This is a genomic window from Bradyrhizobium arachidis, assembly GCF_024758505.1.
GTDB classification, from domain to species: domain Bacteria; phylum Pseudomonadota; class Alphaproteobacteria; order Rhizobiales; family Xanthobacteraceae; genus Bradyrhizobium; species Bradyrhizobium manausense_C.
In genome coordinates this window covers 929,289-941,977 of the sequence record NZ_CP077970.1, presented here as the reverse complement: position 1 = coordinate 941,977, position 12,689 = coordinate 929,289, and the positions used below count along the sequence as shown (strand labels likewise).

15 protein-coding genes are annotated in these 12,689 nt (G+C 63.9%); 6 read left to right on the top strand and 9 right to left on the bottom strand.

Going from position 1 to position 12,689, the window contains the following annotated elements; genetic code table 11:
- Window positions 1–23: 23 nt before the first annotated feature.
- The gene (locus KUF59_RS04405; protein WP_258768403.1) at window positions 24–1,808 is read right to left on the bottom strand and encodes an acyl-CoA dehydrogenase family protein; all 1,785 of its coding nucleotides are present in this window, start codon (window positions 1,806–1,808) and stop codon (window positions 24–26) included.
- Between KUF59_RS04405 and KUF59_RS04400 the strand changes: the two genes are divergently transcribed.
- The 4 genes from KUF59_RS04400 (at window position 1,807) to KUF59_RS04385 (ending at window position 5,147) form a co-directional block, all read left to right on the top strand.
- Window positions 1,807–1,989 (top strand): hypothetical protein, encoded by a 183-nt coding sequence (locus tag KUF59_RS04400; RefSeq protein ID WP_258768400.1) that lies wholly within the window; start codon window positions 1,807–1,809, stop codon window positions 1,987–1,989. The two genes, KUF59_RS04405 and KUF59_RS04400, sit on opposite strands and share 2 nt — an antisense overlap.
- Window positions 1,990–2,056: 67 nt before the next feature.
- Window positions 2,057–2,758 (top strand): SDR family NAD(P)-dependent oxidoreductase, encoded by a 702-nt coding sequence (locus KUF59_RS04395; RefSeq protein ID WP_258768399.1) that lies wholly within the window; start codon window positions 2,057–2,059, stop codon window positions 2,756–2,758.
- A gap of 357 nt (window positions 2,759–3,115) precedes the next feature.
- A complete protein-coding gene (locus KUF59_RS04390) occupies window positions 3,116–4,084 on the top strand; it encodes an IS110 family RNA-guided transposase (protein ID WP_212457421.1) in 969 nt (322 codons plus the stop codon).
- A 232-nt stretch (window positions 4,085–4,316) separates the two neighbouring features.
- Window positions 4,317–5,147 (top strand): enoyl-CoA hydratase, encoded by an 831-nt coding sequence (locus KUF59_RS04385; protein ID WP_258768398.1) that lies wholly within the window; start codon window positions 4,317–4,319, stop codon window positions 5,145–5,147.
- A gap of 45 nt (window positions 5,148–5,192) precedes the next feature.
- Here the strand turns inward: KUF59_RS04385 and KUF59_RS04380 are convergent, their stop codons facing one another.
- Together KUF59_RS04380 and KUF59_RS04375 are read right to left on the bottom strand one after the other, a co-directional pair.
- Complete coding sequence (locus KUF59_RS04380; RefSeq protein ID WP_212456972.1) at window positions 5,193–5,816, bottom strand: GNAT family N-acetyltransferase; 624 nt, start codon at window positions 5,814–5,816, stop codon at window positions 5,193–5,195.
- Between the two features lie 67 nt (window positions 5,817–5,883).
- Window positions 5,884–6,099, bottom strand: coding sequence for a DUF1127 domain-containing protein (locus KUF59_RS04375; RefSeq protein ID WP_212456973.1), 216 nt, complete (start codon window positions 6,097–6,099; stop codon window positions 5,884–5,886).
- Window positions 6,100–6,221: 122 nt separating this feature from the next.
- On the opposite strand from KUF59_RS04375, the gene KUF59_RS04370 reads away from it, so the two are divergent.
- Complete coding sequence (locus KUF59_RS04370; protein ID WP_258768397.1) at window positions 6,222–7,121, top strand: transcriptional regulator GcvA; 900 nt, start codon at window positions 6,222–6,224, stop codon at window positions 7,119–7,121.
- Between the two features lie 232 nt (window positions 7,122–7,353).
- On the opposite strand, the gene KUF59_RS04365 is transcribed toward KUF59_RS04370, so the two are convergent.
- The 3 genes from KUF59_RS04365 to KUF59_RS04355 are packed head-to-tail and all read right to left on the bottom strand — an operon-like array spanning window position 7,354 to window position 9,958.
- Window positions 7,354–7,767 carry a Rieske (2Fe-2S) protein gene (locus KUF59_RS04365; RefSeq protein ID WP_258768396.1) on the bottom strand — a complete coding sequence of 138 codons (414 nt, stop codon included), beginning with the start codon at window positions 7,765–7,767 and terminating at the stop codon, window positions 7,354–7,356.
- On the bottom strand, window positions 7,767–8,876 hold the full coding sequence (locus KUF59_RS04360; RefSeq protein WP_212456976.1) for an amidohydrolase family protein: 1,110 nt from the start codon (window positions 8,874–8,876) through the stop codon (window positions 7,767–7,769). Before KUF59_RS04360 ends, KUF59_RS04365 begins: the two co-directional genes overlap by 1 nt.
- Entirely contained in the window at window positions 8,873–9,958 is a 1,086-nt protein-coding gene (locus KUF59_RS04355) for an amidohydrolase family protein (protein ID WP_258768395.1), read from the bottom strand. The genes KUF59_RS04360 and KUF59_RS04355 overlap by 4 nt, the downstream gene beginning before the upstream one ends.
- A 143-nt stretch (window positions 9,959–10,101) precedes the next feature.
- On the opposite strand from KUF59_RS04355, the gene KUF59_RS04350 reads away from it, so the two are divergent.
- Window positions 10,102–10,584 (top strand): CinA family protein, encoded by a 483-nt coding sequence (locus KUF59_RS04350; protein ID WP_212456978.1) that lies wholly within the window; start codon window positions 10,102–10,104, stop codon window positions 10,582–10,584.
- A 65-nt stretch (window positions 10,585–10,649) separates the two neighbouring features.
- On the opposite strand, the gene KUF59_RS04345 is transcribed toward KUF59_RS04350, so the two are convergent.
- The 3 genes from KUF59_RS04345 to KUF59_RS04335 form a co-directional block, all read right to left on the bottom strand.
- Complete coding sequence (locus tag KUF59_RS04345; RefSeq protein ID WP_258768394.1) at window positions 10,650–11,423, bottom strand: hypothetical protein; 774 nt, start codon at window positions 11,421–11,423, stop codon at window positions 10,650–10,652.
- Window positions 11,424–11,547: 124 nt separating this feature from the next.
- Window positions 11,548–11,823 carry a DUF1488 family protein gene (locus KUF59_RS04340; RefSeq protein ID WP_212456980.1) on the bottom strand — a complete coding sequence of 92 codons (276 nt, stop codon included), beginning with the start codon at window positions 11,821–11,823 and terminating at the stop codon, window positions 11,548–11,550.
- 127 nt (window positions 11,824–11,950) lie between these two features.
- Window positions 11,951–12,586, bottom strand: coding sequence for a tetratricopeptide repeat protein (locus KUF59_RS04335; protein ID WP_212456981.1), 636 nt, complete (start codon window positions 12,584–12,586; stop codon window positions 11,951–11,953).
- Window positions 12,587–12,689: the final 103 nt, after the last annotated feature.

Genomic DNA, 12,689 nt, shown 5'->3' with positions numbered 1-12,689 from the left:
TTTGTGCAGACGTAGTGTGCAGCCTACGCTGCCAGAGCCAATTCGCCAACCTCGGCCATTTTGGCATCGCGCTCGCCGAGCAGCAGGGATGCGATGGTCTGCTGCGCGGCATTTTCCGTGAGCCGGAACGGATCGCCGACGGACACCCGGTGGTCGATCACCAGACGCGACAGCAACAGCCTGCGCGCATCGCCGCGCATCGCATAGATGCGATCGGCTTCCCAGGCGAGCGCGACGGCGCTTGCGACATGATAGAGCACGCTGGTGGCGCGCCGCGCATCGGCTTCGTTGTCGGCGCGGCTCGCGACCTCGCGCGCGAAGCCGACCGCACGATCGGTGAGATCGCGCAGGCGGTCACGCCACGCCTGCGGCACGGTGGGGCTGTCGTCGAGCCTCGCATGCAGGTCGGCGGCGAGCGCGGATTCCGCGCCGTGGCGGCCGACCGCGCGCCTCAGTGCATCGATCGCGACGATGTTGCCGGTGCCCTCCCAGACCGAGCCGAGATGGGCGTCGCGCAGCAGACGCGCGGTGGCGAATTCCTCGATGTAGCCGATGCCGCCGCGCATCTCGAGCGCATCGCCGCAGACCTTGCGCGCGTCGCGCGTGGCGCGGAACTTCAGCGTCGGGGTCAGGATGCGCAGCAGTGCGGCTGCATCCTGGCTGCCGGCCTCGGCGCGGTCGAGCGCGTCGGCGGTGAGAAAGCTCATCGACAGCGCCTGCTCGACCGGCAGCATGATCTTCATCATCTGCCGCCGCCCGAGCGGCAGATCGAGGATGCGACTGCCGAACACGACGCGGTTCTTCGCAACCGTCATCGCATCATGATAGGCGCGGCGCATCAAGGCGGTGGACTTGACGCCGTTGGACAGCCGCGAGGAGTTCACCATCTCGGCCATTTGCACAAACCCGCGATCGAGCTTGCCGACGGCGTAGGCGATCGCGCCTTCCAGCTTGATCTCGCCCGAGGCCATTGAGCGGGTGCCGAGCTTGTCCTTGAGACGCACGATTCGGTAGTGGTTTTGCGAGCCGTCGTCGAGGAAGCGCGGCATCAGGAACAGGCCGACACCGCGCGTGCCGGGGCCGGCGCCTTCGGGGCGCGCGAGCAGCATCACGACTTTTGCGTCGGCGTTCGAGCAGAACCATTTTTCACCATAGAGCCGCCAATGGACGCCCTCCTGCACTGCCGTGGAGGTGAGCGTGCCGACGTCGGAGCCGCCTTCCTTCTCGGTCATGAACTGGCCGCCCTGGGTCAGCTTGCTCATGTCGGTCGACGTCAGGCCGTCGAGATACTTTGCCTTCAGCGCCTCGCTGCCGAAATTCGCCAACAGCTTTGCGCAGCCGTCGGTGACGTTGATCGGGCAGCCCATGCCGAATTCGGTCTGGTTGAACAGGAAGGTGAAGGCGTGTTTTGCGACGACCGGGTATTTGTCCGGCCAGCCCATGATGCCCTTGCGGATCGACAGCGCGTGAATGCCGAACTCGCCGAACGCAGCCTTCTCCAGCTCGCGATAGGCCGGATGATATTCGATCCACTGCACGTCGCGGCCGAACTTGTCGCGCTGATGCAGCACTGGCGTGTGCCGGTCGGCGAGCCGCGCGCACTCGTCGAGATGGCCGCCGGCAAGCTCGCCGAGCCGATCCAGATGCGGCTCGATGTGACAGAAGAGTTGATCGGGCAGATGGATGCGCAACAGGTCCGTCAACGCAGGATCGGCTCGGTAAAAGTTCATTCCCGTGGTGTCGGGTGCAAGCAGGCCCGGCTGATTGGCGAGCGCACCCGTCTGATGCGATCCGTTGGGCTTGTGCATGGTCGACCTCGTCGTTTCCGTCCCGCGGCATTCGCGGCTGCGCGGTTTACCGCTTGCCGCTTTGGATGATGTGGATCATGCTCCAGGCGAGGGGCTGGATAAAGCCTGCAAATTTTCAGGGCGGCATGAGCTCAGAGACGGACCGGGCTCGCTCTGCGGAATTGTGATCGACCTGCTTTGACGTCACTTCTGGTTGTCCGCCCTATCCGTGCATAGATGCGCTGCTCCTGTCCTCTGAGGATCGCCCTATGGAACACCCGAAATACAACATCGCGCTGATCGTCGGCGCCGGCGAAGGATTGAGCGCGTCGCTGACGCGGCTGCTCTCGCGGCAGGGCCTGCGCGTGGCGCTCGCCGCTCGCAAGGTCGAGAAGCTCGGCGCGCTCTGCGGCGAGACTGGCGCCCGCGCCTATGCCTGCGACGCCACCCAGCCCGAGGACGTGGAGCGCCTGTTCGGCATCGTCGAGCGCGAGATCGGCACGCCCGACCTCGTGATCTACAACGCCAGCGGAAGGAGCCGCGGGCCGTTCGTCGAGCTGGTGCCGGCCGACGTCGCGCAGGCGATTGCGGTCAGCGCTTACGGCGGCTTTCTGGTGGCGCAGCAGGCCGCCCAGCGCATGCTGCCGAACAAGCACGGCGCGATCCTGTTCACGGGCGCCTCGGCGAGCGTCAAGGGCTATGCGCAATCGGCGCCGTTCGCGATGGGGAAATTCGCGCTGCGCGGGCTGGCGCAGAGCATGGCGCGCGAGCTGTCGCCGCAGGGCATTCATGTCGCGCATTTCGTCATCGACGGCGGCATCCGCAGTGCTGCGCGCGCCGAACCGGCGGACCGGCCGGATTCGATGCTCGATCCCGATGCGATCGCCGCGAGCTATTGGAACGTGCTGCAGCAGCCGCGTAGCGCCTGGGCCTGGGAGATGGAGCTGCGGCCCTGGGTGGAGAAGTTTTGAAGATGACGACCGTAGGGTGGGTTAGCCCCGCTGCCGCGCGAAGCGCAGTCGGCGCGGCGTAACCCACCTCTTTACTATCCGCGGTGACAGAAGTGGTGGGTTACGCCAGCGGACTGCGCTTTGCGCCGCCGCTTCGCTAACCCACCCTTGTATTAGCCCGATCGCTTATATTGAGCCGTTCCGTGAGGAATGGCCCAGCCCGGGTGGCCGCCCGAGCTGGGCCGCCGTTCGATCGGATCGGTACCCATCGAAGCCTTGAGGGCTGTCTGACGTAGCGAGATCGCGACCGGCACTTCATCGGGACCCGAATGGTTGAACGAACTTTAGGTTCGCATAACAAGGGAGGGATCGACGAAGATGGTCAAGCATATCACGATCTGTGCCGGTATCGATACCGGCAAACGGAAGCTTGATGTGGCGATCGAAGGCCGCCGCGAGCCGCTGCAGGTGGAGAACACGTCGGAAGGTCACGAGGCTTTGTCGGCGTGGCTGCGACAGCATCGCGTCAAACGCATTGGCATCGAGGCGAGCGGCGGTTACGAACAGCCGGTCGTCGCCGAACTGCGGCGCAAGCGGTTTGTGGTTGTGGTGTTCCAGCCGGCCCAGGTCCGGGCTTATGCCAAATTCCACTTGCAGCGGGCCAAGAACGATAAGATCGATGCCGCTCTTATCGCAGCCTGCACCGCAGCGGTGCGGAAGATCCATGCCGCTCCCGATCCTCGGTTGCTGCCGTTCGCCGAGCAACTGACCATGATCGATCAGATCGGCGAGGATATCGCGCGCCTCAAGAACAGGATCGAGAGCTGCCGCAATGTGAGGATTAACCAGCTCTGGCACGAGGATATCGCTCGCCTGGAGCAACGTGAGAAGGCCGCACTCAAGGCTCTGGTCGCCTCGATCTGCAAGCATCCCGACCTTGCCAGGAGGCTCGCGCTGATCAACAGCGTCGCCGGCATCGGGCTGCCGACCGCCGTTGCCATCCTGGTGCGTCTGCCTGAGATCGGCCGGATCACGCGGGAGCAAGCTGTCGCTCTCGCCGGCCTTGCGCCCTATGACGACGACAGCGGCGACCAGGTCGGTGTTCGGCATATCGAGGGCGGACGAAAGCGGCTGCGTCGCGCCCTTTATACCGCTTCACTGGCTGCATCGTTTCGATGGAATCCGCAGCTCATCCAGCTCTACCGGAGGCTGACCGCAGCCGGAAAGGAACACAAGCGCGCGCTCGTTGCCTGCGCCAGGAAGATGCTCATCTTCGCCAACACGGTGGTTGCTCGCGGCACGCCATGGTGCGGCGAACCGCCGGCGGGATCATTCTCTGTTTCTTAGTTCGACCGGGACGCGTTTCTTCGTCCCGACCTACGGCCCCTCACGACGTCGCGCGCAGCGTCCGTCAAGGATGGCCGTCGTTTGCCCCAACTTCACGCGATCTGCCGCCAGGCCACGCCTTGACGGACGCGAGCACGGCGTCATCATGACAGACGCCGACGATCCAAACGGCGTAAAGCACAGCCGCCATTTAATGGTTGCTACGAGACCAAACAAAATAACGGGGAGCGAGATGACCACGGAAACCACCATCGACACCGGCACCAACGAGCTCCTCTGCGCCATCCGCGACCGCGTCGCGGTCATCACGCTGAACCGGCCGGAGGCGCGCAACGCGCTGTCGGACAACCTCACGCCGGCGCTGCGCACGATGATCCGCACCTGCGGCGAGGATCCCACCATCGGCGCGCTGCTGATCACCGGCGCCGGCCAGGCCTTTTGCGCCGGCGGCAACGTCAAGGGCATGGGCGCGCATCGCGACAAGGCGAAGTTCGAGATGCCGTTCGATGCAAAGGTCGCCGATCTCCAGGAGCGGCAGCGCCTGTTGACGGGCGCGCTGGTCGCAGTGCGCAAGCCGACGATTGCGGCATTGCCTGGTCCGGCGGTCGGCGCGGGCCTTGCGATCGCGATGGCCTGCGACATCCGCATCGCCGCGCAATCGGCCTTCATCTCGACCGGCTACGCCCGCGTCGCGCTGAGCGGCGACTATGGCATCGCCTGGCTGCTGACGCGCCTCGTCGGCACCTCACGAGCGCGCGAATTGATGTTCACCGGTGACAAGGTCGATGCCAACAGGTGCGAGGCGATCGGGCTGGTCAACCGCGTTGTGCCCGACGACAGGCTGCAGGCGGAAACTTTTGCGCTGGCAAAGTCGCTCGCCGAGGGTCCGCGGCTGGCGCTGCGCTACATGAAGGACAATCTCGACGAGGCGCTGCTGTTCGACTTCGAGACCGCCCGAGACCACGAGGCCGAGCGGTTGATCCGCCTGACCACGACCGCCGATCACAAGGAGGCCGTGCAGGCCTTCATCGACAAGCGCAAGCCGAACTTCACGGGGAAGTAAAAAGAAAGCCCAGCTCTGCATCAGCGGAGCCGGGCCTCGAGTAGTTCAGGCCGAGGCTGAGGGGCTGGCGGCCTGACGGGAAAGGGCGGCGAGACGCCAGCTCGCGCAGGGAATCTCCTTCGGCGCTGTGGCGATCTGCTTGTCGAAGCGGACAAGCTTCCAGTCGTCCGGATGGTTGATGAAGGCGAAGCCGGACTTGCCCGCGAGCGAGATCATCGTCTCGTTGGAGCGCAGCGTGTCGCCGTAGAGATGTTCGGCGCCGAACGCGGCGGCGCGGCATTCGAGATTCTTCAACAGCGCCGAGCCGATGCCGTGGCCCTGCCAGCGGTCGTCGACCGACAGGCCGAATTCGACCGTCGAGGTCTCGGCGTGGAAGGCGTAGCGCACTTCGCCGACGATGGTCTCAAAACCGTCGACCATCATGGTCGCGACGACGCTAAAACGCTCGCGGTCGCCGATCTGGAGGAAGTCGTGCAGCAGCCCCTTCGGCAGTTCGCTGATCGCACCGAAAAAGCGGTTGTAGCGCGAGCGGGTCGAGAGCGAGCGGAAGTAGTGCTGCAGCTCTTCGGTGTCGCGTGGCTCGACAAAGCGCAGCGTCAGCGGTTCGCCGTGACGGGTGCGCAAGCTGTCGGAATATTGCTTCAGGTCATCCAGGCGAAGGGTGCTCATGACACGCTCCCGCGGAAAAAAAGGACCGCCGGCGCCCCTGATCAGGCGGCGCCGGCCGGGCGGCCAATCAGGCCCGCCAGAAGGGTTTGTCGGCTTCGTAGGCAATGTCACTCCAGGAGAGGCCGATGTCCTGGAGATCGCGGCTGGTCCAGTTGGCAAGCTCGCGCCGCGTGCGGTAGCGCTCGTGCCAGACGTGGAGGGTGTCGCCGATCTGGTAGAGCAGCCTCTGCGCACTTCCTAGCGCATGATGATTTGTCATCGAATGGGTGGTGTACGTAGACATTTTCAGCTCCTCGAGCTAACGTTGGATGCTAATATCTGCCTGCGCAAAGCCTTCCACAAACGACAATTTGTACCTATTCGCATGAAATAAACTCATGCATATGCTGACAATCCTGCTGCCAAATGACCTCCAGACTGCCTTCGCTGAACGGTTTACGGGCCTTTGAGGCCGCCGCCCGCCATCTGAGCTTCACGCTGGCCGCAGCCGAGTTGAACGTGACGCAGACCGCGATCAGCCATCAGATCCGCCGGCTGGAGGAGGAGCTCGGCATCCGCCTGTTCGTCCGGCAGAACCGGGCGCTGGCGCTGACGGCGGAGGCGCGCGACTACCTGCCGGGGGTGCGCGCCGCGTTCAACGACCTCAGGCTTGCGACCGACCGCCTGCTGCGCAAGGACGACGACAAGGTGCTGACCGTCTCGACGCTGGCTTCGCTTGCCGCAAAATGGCTGCTGCCGCGGCTCACCGACTTCCAGGAGGCGCATCCCGGCATCGACGTGCGCATCACCACCTCGACCAGCCTGATCGATTTCCAGCGCGACAATGTCGATGCCGGCATTCGCTACGGCCGCGGCCAGTGGCCGGGCGTGCGCGCCGACTGGCTGATGGCGGACGAGCTGTTTCCCGTGTGCAGCCCGGGCCTTCTGCGCGGCGACAAGCCGCTGCGCTGCCCGGAAGACCTCAAGGACCACGTGCTCCTGCACACCTCCAACGCCAACAGCGACGACTGGCGGCTGTGGCTGACGGCGGCCGGCCTGCCGAGCAACATCGCGAGGCAACCCGGCATCACCTTCGACATGATCTTCATGACCGTCCAGGCCGCGATCGACGGCATCGGCGTTGCGATGGGCCGCACCGCCTATGTGCAGGACGACATCGCCAAGGGCCGCCTCGTGGTCCCCTTCCGCATCGCGCTGCCGACCGATGCCGGCTTCTACCTGGTCTCACCCGAGGGCCGCCGCGACGCGCCGAAGCTCGCTGCTTTCAGGGATTGGGTGGTCGCGGCGGCGCAGACTAAAGCGTGACGCAAGGCGTTGAGCCTACGAAGCTTCCGAGCGCGTCGTTCGCATTCGTCGCCGTGTCTTTACCCTCCCCTGGAGGGGGAGGGTCGGCTCACATTGAGCGCAGCGAAAATGTGAGTCGGGGTGGGGTGACGGTCCCTCCGCGACGAACGCAGCCCGTGTGGAGAGATCACCCCACCCCGCTCGCGCTTCGCGCGATCGACCCTCCCCCTCCAGGGGAGGGTAAGTGGAGAAGCTACAGCTCCACCACGACGTAGTCGCTCTCGACCGTAACGGGAATCGTCTCCGCGACATACGGACCCTTCACCACGCTCGCACCCGGCTCGACATGCGCGGGATACGCCTTCACGCGGAAGCGGCGGGGGTCGCAGTAGGACTGGCCGGTGCGGACGTCGAACTCCCAGCCGTGCCAGGGGCAGCGGATGATCTCGCCGAGTTTTGTGTATTCGATCTCGCCGGGAGTTTTGGATTGCGCGAGACCGATCAGCGGGCCCTCGCACAGCGCCGCGCCCTGATGCGGGCAGCGATTGAGCAGGCCAAAGTATTCGCCCTTGATGTTGAAGACCGCGATCGGCCGGCCCTCGATCTCCAGGAATTTTCGCGTGCCCGGCGGCAGTTCGTCCACCGGGGCAATCACATGCCGCGCCATCAGGACACGCCGTACAGCTTCTGCGCGTTGCCGAGATAGAACGCCGCGCGATTGGCTTCGCTGACACCGGCCGGCAGCACGCGCGATGGCTCGTCGTAATCCCAATGCGGATAGTCGGTCGCGAACAAGAGCCGGTCCCAGCCGATCCATTTGATGACGTCGAACAGATCCTCGCGACGTTCCGGATCCTCCATCGGCTGCGTGGTCCACCACACCTGCTCGCGGATATATTCGGACGGCGGCCGCTTTACATGCGGCACCTCGCTGCGCAGGCGCTGCCAGGCCTTGTCGAGCCGCCAGGCCAGCGACGGCGCCCAGCCAAAGCCGGCCTCGATCATCACCATCTTCAGTTTCGGGAAGCGTTCGAACACGCCTTCGAGCACGAGGCTCGCCAACGCAGATTGCTGGCACTGCGAATGTCCGACCATCTCCTCGATGTAGTAGGACGGCCAGCCCGACGGCGTGATCGGGTTGCCGCCGAAGCCGAAGGCGTGGACGCCGACCGGCAGCCCCGCCTCTTCAGCAGCCTGATAGATCGGCCAGTAGCGACGCTGTCCCAGCGGCTCGACATTGCGGCTCAGCAGCAGCACCTGGACAAAATTCTTGTCGCCGGCGCGCTCGCGGATTTCGGCGGCCGCCGTCATGCCATCCTCATTGCCGACGACGATCGAGGCCTTCAGCCGCTTGTCCTTGCTGGTCCATTTGTCGATCTGCCAGTCGTTGATGGCGGAGCAGAGCGCGGCGGAGAGCTCGTGATTGCGGATCCCCTGCCCGCTGTTGAGCGGATTGAGCACGCCGAGCTGCACGTTGTTGGGATCGAGAAGCTGCTTCTGCATGAAGGACAGTGAAGAACCCTGCGGGCCGCCTTCCGGCGGATAGGCATCGCGGCGCGATGCGTTGGGCTGGGCCTTTGGATAGGGCGGGCCTTCCATCATGCCCTGGTAGGCGTGCACGCCGTAGACTTCGAGATGATGCTGCCAGCGTTTGGCGAGATAGGGATAGAGCTCGGTTCTGTTCGCGCGTGCCGGGTGGATGTCGCAGTCCGCGATCGCGGTCGTGGTGGTGAGGGGAGAAGCGGATTCCGTTCGTTCGCGGAATTGGACGTTCATGGCCTTGCCTCCTTGGGAGGGCGTTCTTTCAGGCGGGGATAGGTCGCGTGCGGATTATCGATCATGATCTTGCGCACGAGATCAGGGGTGAGACCTTCGGGCAGCGCGTCCTGGCCGTCGAATTGCCAGTGCGGATAGTCGGTGGAGAATAGGACTAATTCGTCGGACTGCATATGATCAAACAGGCGATTTAACGTTCCCGAATCCGGCGGCGCGTCGACCGGCTGCAACGAAAAACGGATGTTGCTGCGCACAATTTCCAGCGGCGCGCGGTCGACCCATGGCGTCTCCATCCGCACCCCGCGCCAGAACTTGTGCAGCCGCCAGAGATAGGGCGGCAGCCACGTGAAGCCGGATTCCAGCATCACCATCTTCAGGCGCGGATGGCGCACGAATACGCCTTCCACAATCAGGCTGGTGAGCTGGGTTTGGAACGCCTGGGCTTGGCCGACATAGTCCTCGATGTGATAGGAACCCCAGCCCACCGCAGTCGGCGGATTGTGATAGGCGGAACCGGCGTGGACGCCGATCGGCAGTTCCAGCCGCTCCGCGGCTTCGTAGATCGGCCAGAGCGCGCGCTTGCCAAGCGGCGTGTCGCCCATGACAAGCATCAGCACCTGGACGAAGCGCGGGTCTTTCGCGCAACGCTCGATCTCGGCAACGGCCTTCTCGATGCTCTGCACGGAAATGACGATCGAGCCGCGCAGCCGCGGGTCGCGCTCGAGCCATTCCTTCGCCAGCCAGTCGTTCAACGCGCGGCAGAAGGCATCCGCCATGTCCTCCGAAAATACCATCTGCACGCCGTAGAGCGGATTGCAGATCGCATAGGAGAGCTGGAAGGGATCGAGCACGTGGCGCCGCACATCTTCGAGGTGCTCGCCCGGCTTGCCTTGCTCGGGCCGCCAATCCGGGCGCGCCGTGATCGGCGAGTTGGCTGGATAGGACTGCGAAACCAGATCAACCATCCCGCGCGTCGTCACCTGGTCGCGCCAGTAGTCATTGAGATACGGCAGCAAGCTGGTGAGATGCGGGACGGCCGGATGCACGTCGCAATCCACGCCGCCGGCGATCAGGGACGTCATGACGTTTCCTCTTGCGCAGGCCGCACGTGGCGCGCTGGTTGTTGCCACATTGAAGCAGGCCCGGCCGGCGCCTGCAACGTGGGTCCCCGCCCGTCTCATATGCTAGGAAGGTGCAACTCGGTTACAGGCAAGGAAGAGGCATCATGAAAGAGCTCGTTGGCATTGCGGAACAAGTCGCGGCCAGGCTGATCGCGCGCAAGGAAACCATTGCGGTCGCAGAATCCTCGTCCGGCGGATTGATCGCGGCGAGCCTGCTCGCTGTGCCCGGTGCCTCCGCGTACTTCCTCGGCGGCGCGGTGGTCTATACCCGCGATGCCCGGCGCGTGCTGATGGATATTTCCGACGAAGGAATGAAGGGCTTTCGATCCTCGTCGGAGCCCTACGCAAAACTGCTCGCCGAACAGATGCGCAGCCGCTTCGGCACCGTCTGGGGCCTGTCGGAAACGGGAGCGACAGGCCCGACCGGAAACCGCTACGGCGACGCCGCCGGCCATAGCTGCATGGCGGTCGCCGGCGGCGCATCCGAAGTGATCACGCTGGAGACCGGCAGCAATGACAGGCTTGCGAACATGCAGGTGTTTGCCGGAACGGCGCTGAAGCTGTTGCTGAGGAATTTGGAGGGGTGAACTCCGGCTGCATCGTCATGGCGGGGCTTGTCCCGGCCATCCACGAGGTCGGCTCGGGATTGGCGTCACGGGCCATCGCAAGACAAGCCGTTGCCGGGCTCCCGACACAGCTTCACGAGAACCGCGGCAATATCAATCCTGTCCGACCCGGCTCTGCGTATGCGCGAAGCGTGAGCAGCGTCATGACTGTCGCCTGAAAGCAGATTGAGCTGCTTCTTGATGGCCGCACTGCACATGCGATCAGGGTTTCCGGCGAGATATTTTGCCTGAGCCCCGAGCTCCTGCCGGGTGAGTTCCGCGAATGGTCCCAGACTCAATTGCCGTTCGATCGCGATGATCTCCGCGTCGCTCGCCTGTGTCCTGGCAACACCATTCGTCTTGCGCTCGAAGCCGTTTTTGATCGCTGCCCCATGTGCCGACGCAAGATCCGCAAACTCTTGCGTTGCTTCTCGAAATTCACCGCGCTCAAACCCGGCCAACAGATAGGACTTGCAAGCCAACGGATTGCTCGCGAGCTTCAGGAGAGCCGCCAATTCCGCACGGCCTACCGCATTGATGTGCTCATCGTCGGCATAGACTTCCATCTCGGCCGCAAGAATCATATTGAGCGCACCTTTGGCGGCGCGCCATCCGCTCTCGTTGAAAGCCTCTTCAGTCCGCCGCAGGAAGACATCTCTGAGATTTGGATCGCTGCGTGCAATCGATGCAGCCAACGGAAAGCGCGCGATGTTCTGATCGAAATCGCGCGCAAAGGCGCTTGGCCCGGCGAGGTGCGCATACACCAGGTTTCCGGCCAGCAGGGTGACGGCTACGAACAGCAATATGGATCGTCTGGTCATGCGAGAGTTAAGGCCTGGGCTACTGCGAGGCATAGTCTCACGCCGCGCCGCCACCATCCAATGCAACTACAGGCTGCCCTTAATGAACCCTTTCGAAGCCATCGCAAGTTGCGGGCTTGTCCGGCTATCTTCCCAGATGCTTCGTAAAAATCCGCACGACGTAGCCCTTGAAGCGCGGAGCTTCGTCGTAGAGATCCGAGGCGATCCGCTCGATGGTTTCGCGCAGCGACAGGAACTGCGCCTGCCGGGCGCTGGTCTCGGTGCCTTTCATGCCGGCGAGGTCATCCATCGCGGCATCGCTGATCTGGCAATCCACGGTCTCGCCATCGTTCAGCATGGTGAAGCGGAACGCGAGGCGTTCGATGTCATGACCTATGATCTTGTCGCGCGTCAGCGGCATCCCCGGCGTCCCCTTCGCCAGGATACGACTAAGCTGGCAATGATGGCATGGGGTGGGCAAGCTGCGCCCTTCCCGTCCGATTCTTTCGCCGGGCCGGCACGACGCCTCTGCGCCCTCTTCTCCTAACTCAGTACACCAGCACCGCGCCGGTCGGCTTGTCGAGCGCGGCGGCCAGCGACTTGTACTCGTCGCAACTCGTGCCGCAAATCGTGGCGATCCGGCTCAGATGGTACATCGCCTGCTCGCGATTGCCCTGCTCGAGCTGCCACAGGCCGTAATACTGCCAGGTCAGCACGTGGTTCGGATCGGCCTTCAAGGCACGCTCGTACCAGACTTGCGAGAGCTTGTAGTCGCCGAGCTTGCGATAGGAATAGCCGATGAGATTGGCAACGTTCGGATAGTCATCGTGACCGAGCGCCCGCAGCTGCACGATCGCATCCGCATAGTCGTTGCGGTCGTAGATGGTTTCATAGGCCGCGCGATAGGCTGCCGCGAACGCGGGATCGCCTATGCTCGACTGGTTGTTGGGCTTCCTGGTCTTTTGCGTGGCCTTGGGTCCGGAACGCTTCGGATAGGACGACGGCGTATTCGGATTGTCATAGGGGTGGGCAAAGGGATCCATGCCGGCACCCCCACCACCGCCACCGCCACCACCACCTCCTCCTCCGCCGCCGGCCGCCCGAACCGGCGCGATTGCGGGTGCGGCGATCATCGCTAGGAGAAATGTTCCAATCGCGACAAGCCTGATCATGGGATTGATCATGTATGCTCCTGTCTCGTCAGATGTCCGCCCCGGACAAGGTGATAACCCGGCACAGCGGGGGAATATTCCAAGGCGCGTATACGTTCACGGAGACGTCAGGAAT

Bases quoted from the DNA above. Each gene is read 5' to 3' on its own strand.
- KUF59_RS04375 (WP_212456973.1), bottom strand. From the start codon at position 6,099: ATGTCTACGTACACCACCCATTCGATGACAAATCATCATGCGCTAGGA.
- KUF59_RS04370 (WP_258768397.1), top strand. From the start codon at position 6,222: ATGACCTCCAGACTGCCTTCGCTGAACGGTTTACGGGCCTTTGAGGCC.
- KUF59_RS04345 (WP_258768394.1), bottom strand. From the start codon at position 11,423: ATGACCAGACGATCCATATTGCTGTTCGTAGCCGTCACCCTGCTGGCC.
- KUF59_RS04340 (WP_212456980.1), bottom strand. From the start codon at position 11,823: ATGCCGCTGACGCGCGACAAGATCATAGGTCATGACATCGAACGCCTC.
- KUF59_RS04360 (WP_212456976.1), bottom strand. From the start codon at position 8,876: ATGAACGTCCAATTCCGCGAACGAACGGAATCCGCTTCTCCCCTCACC.
- KUF59_RS04350 (WP_212456978.1), top strand. From the start codon at position 10,102: ATGAAAGAGCTCGTTGGCATTGCGGAACAAGTCGCGGCCAGGCTGATC.
- KUF59_RS04380 (WP_212456972.1), bottom strand. From the start codon at position 5,816: ATGAGCACCCTTCGCCTGGATGACCTGAAGCAATATTCCGACAGCTTG.
- KUF59_RS04405 (WP_258768403.1), bottom strand. From the start codon at position 1,808: ATGCACAAGCCCAACGGATCGCATCAGACGGGTGCGCTCGCCAATCAG.
- KUF59_RS04385 (WP_258768398.1), top strand. From the start codon at position 4,317: ATGACCACGGAAACCACCATCGACACCGGCACCAACGAGCTCCTCTGC.
- KUF59_RS04365 (WP_258768396.1), bottom strand. From the start codon at position 7,767: ATGGCGCGGCATGTGATTGCCCCGGTGGACGAACTGCCGCCGGGCACG.
- KUF59_RS04335 (WP_212456981.1), bottom strand. From the start codon at position 12,586: ATGATCAATCCCATGATCAGGCTTGTCGCGATTGGAACATTTCTCCTA.
- KUF59_RS04355 (WP_258768395.1), bottom strand. From the start codon at position 9,958: ATGACGTCCCTGATCGCCGGCGGCGTGGATTGCGACGTGCATCCGGCC.
- KUF59_RS04395 (WP_258768399.1), top strand. From the start codon at position 2,057: ATGGAACACCCGAAATACAACATCGCGCTGATCGTCGGCGCCGGCGAA.
- KUF59_RS04390 (WP_212457421.1), top strand. From the start codon at position 3,116: ATGGTCAAGCATATCACGATCTGTGCCGGTATCGATACCGGCAAACGG.
- KUF59_RS04400 (WP_258768400.1), top strand. From the start codon at position 1,807: ATGGTCGACCTCGTCGTTTCCGTCCCGCGGCATTCGCGGCTGCGCGGT.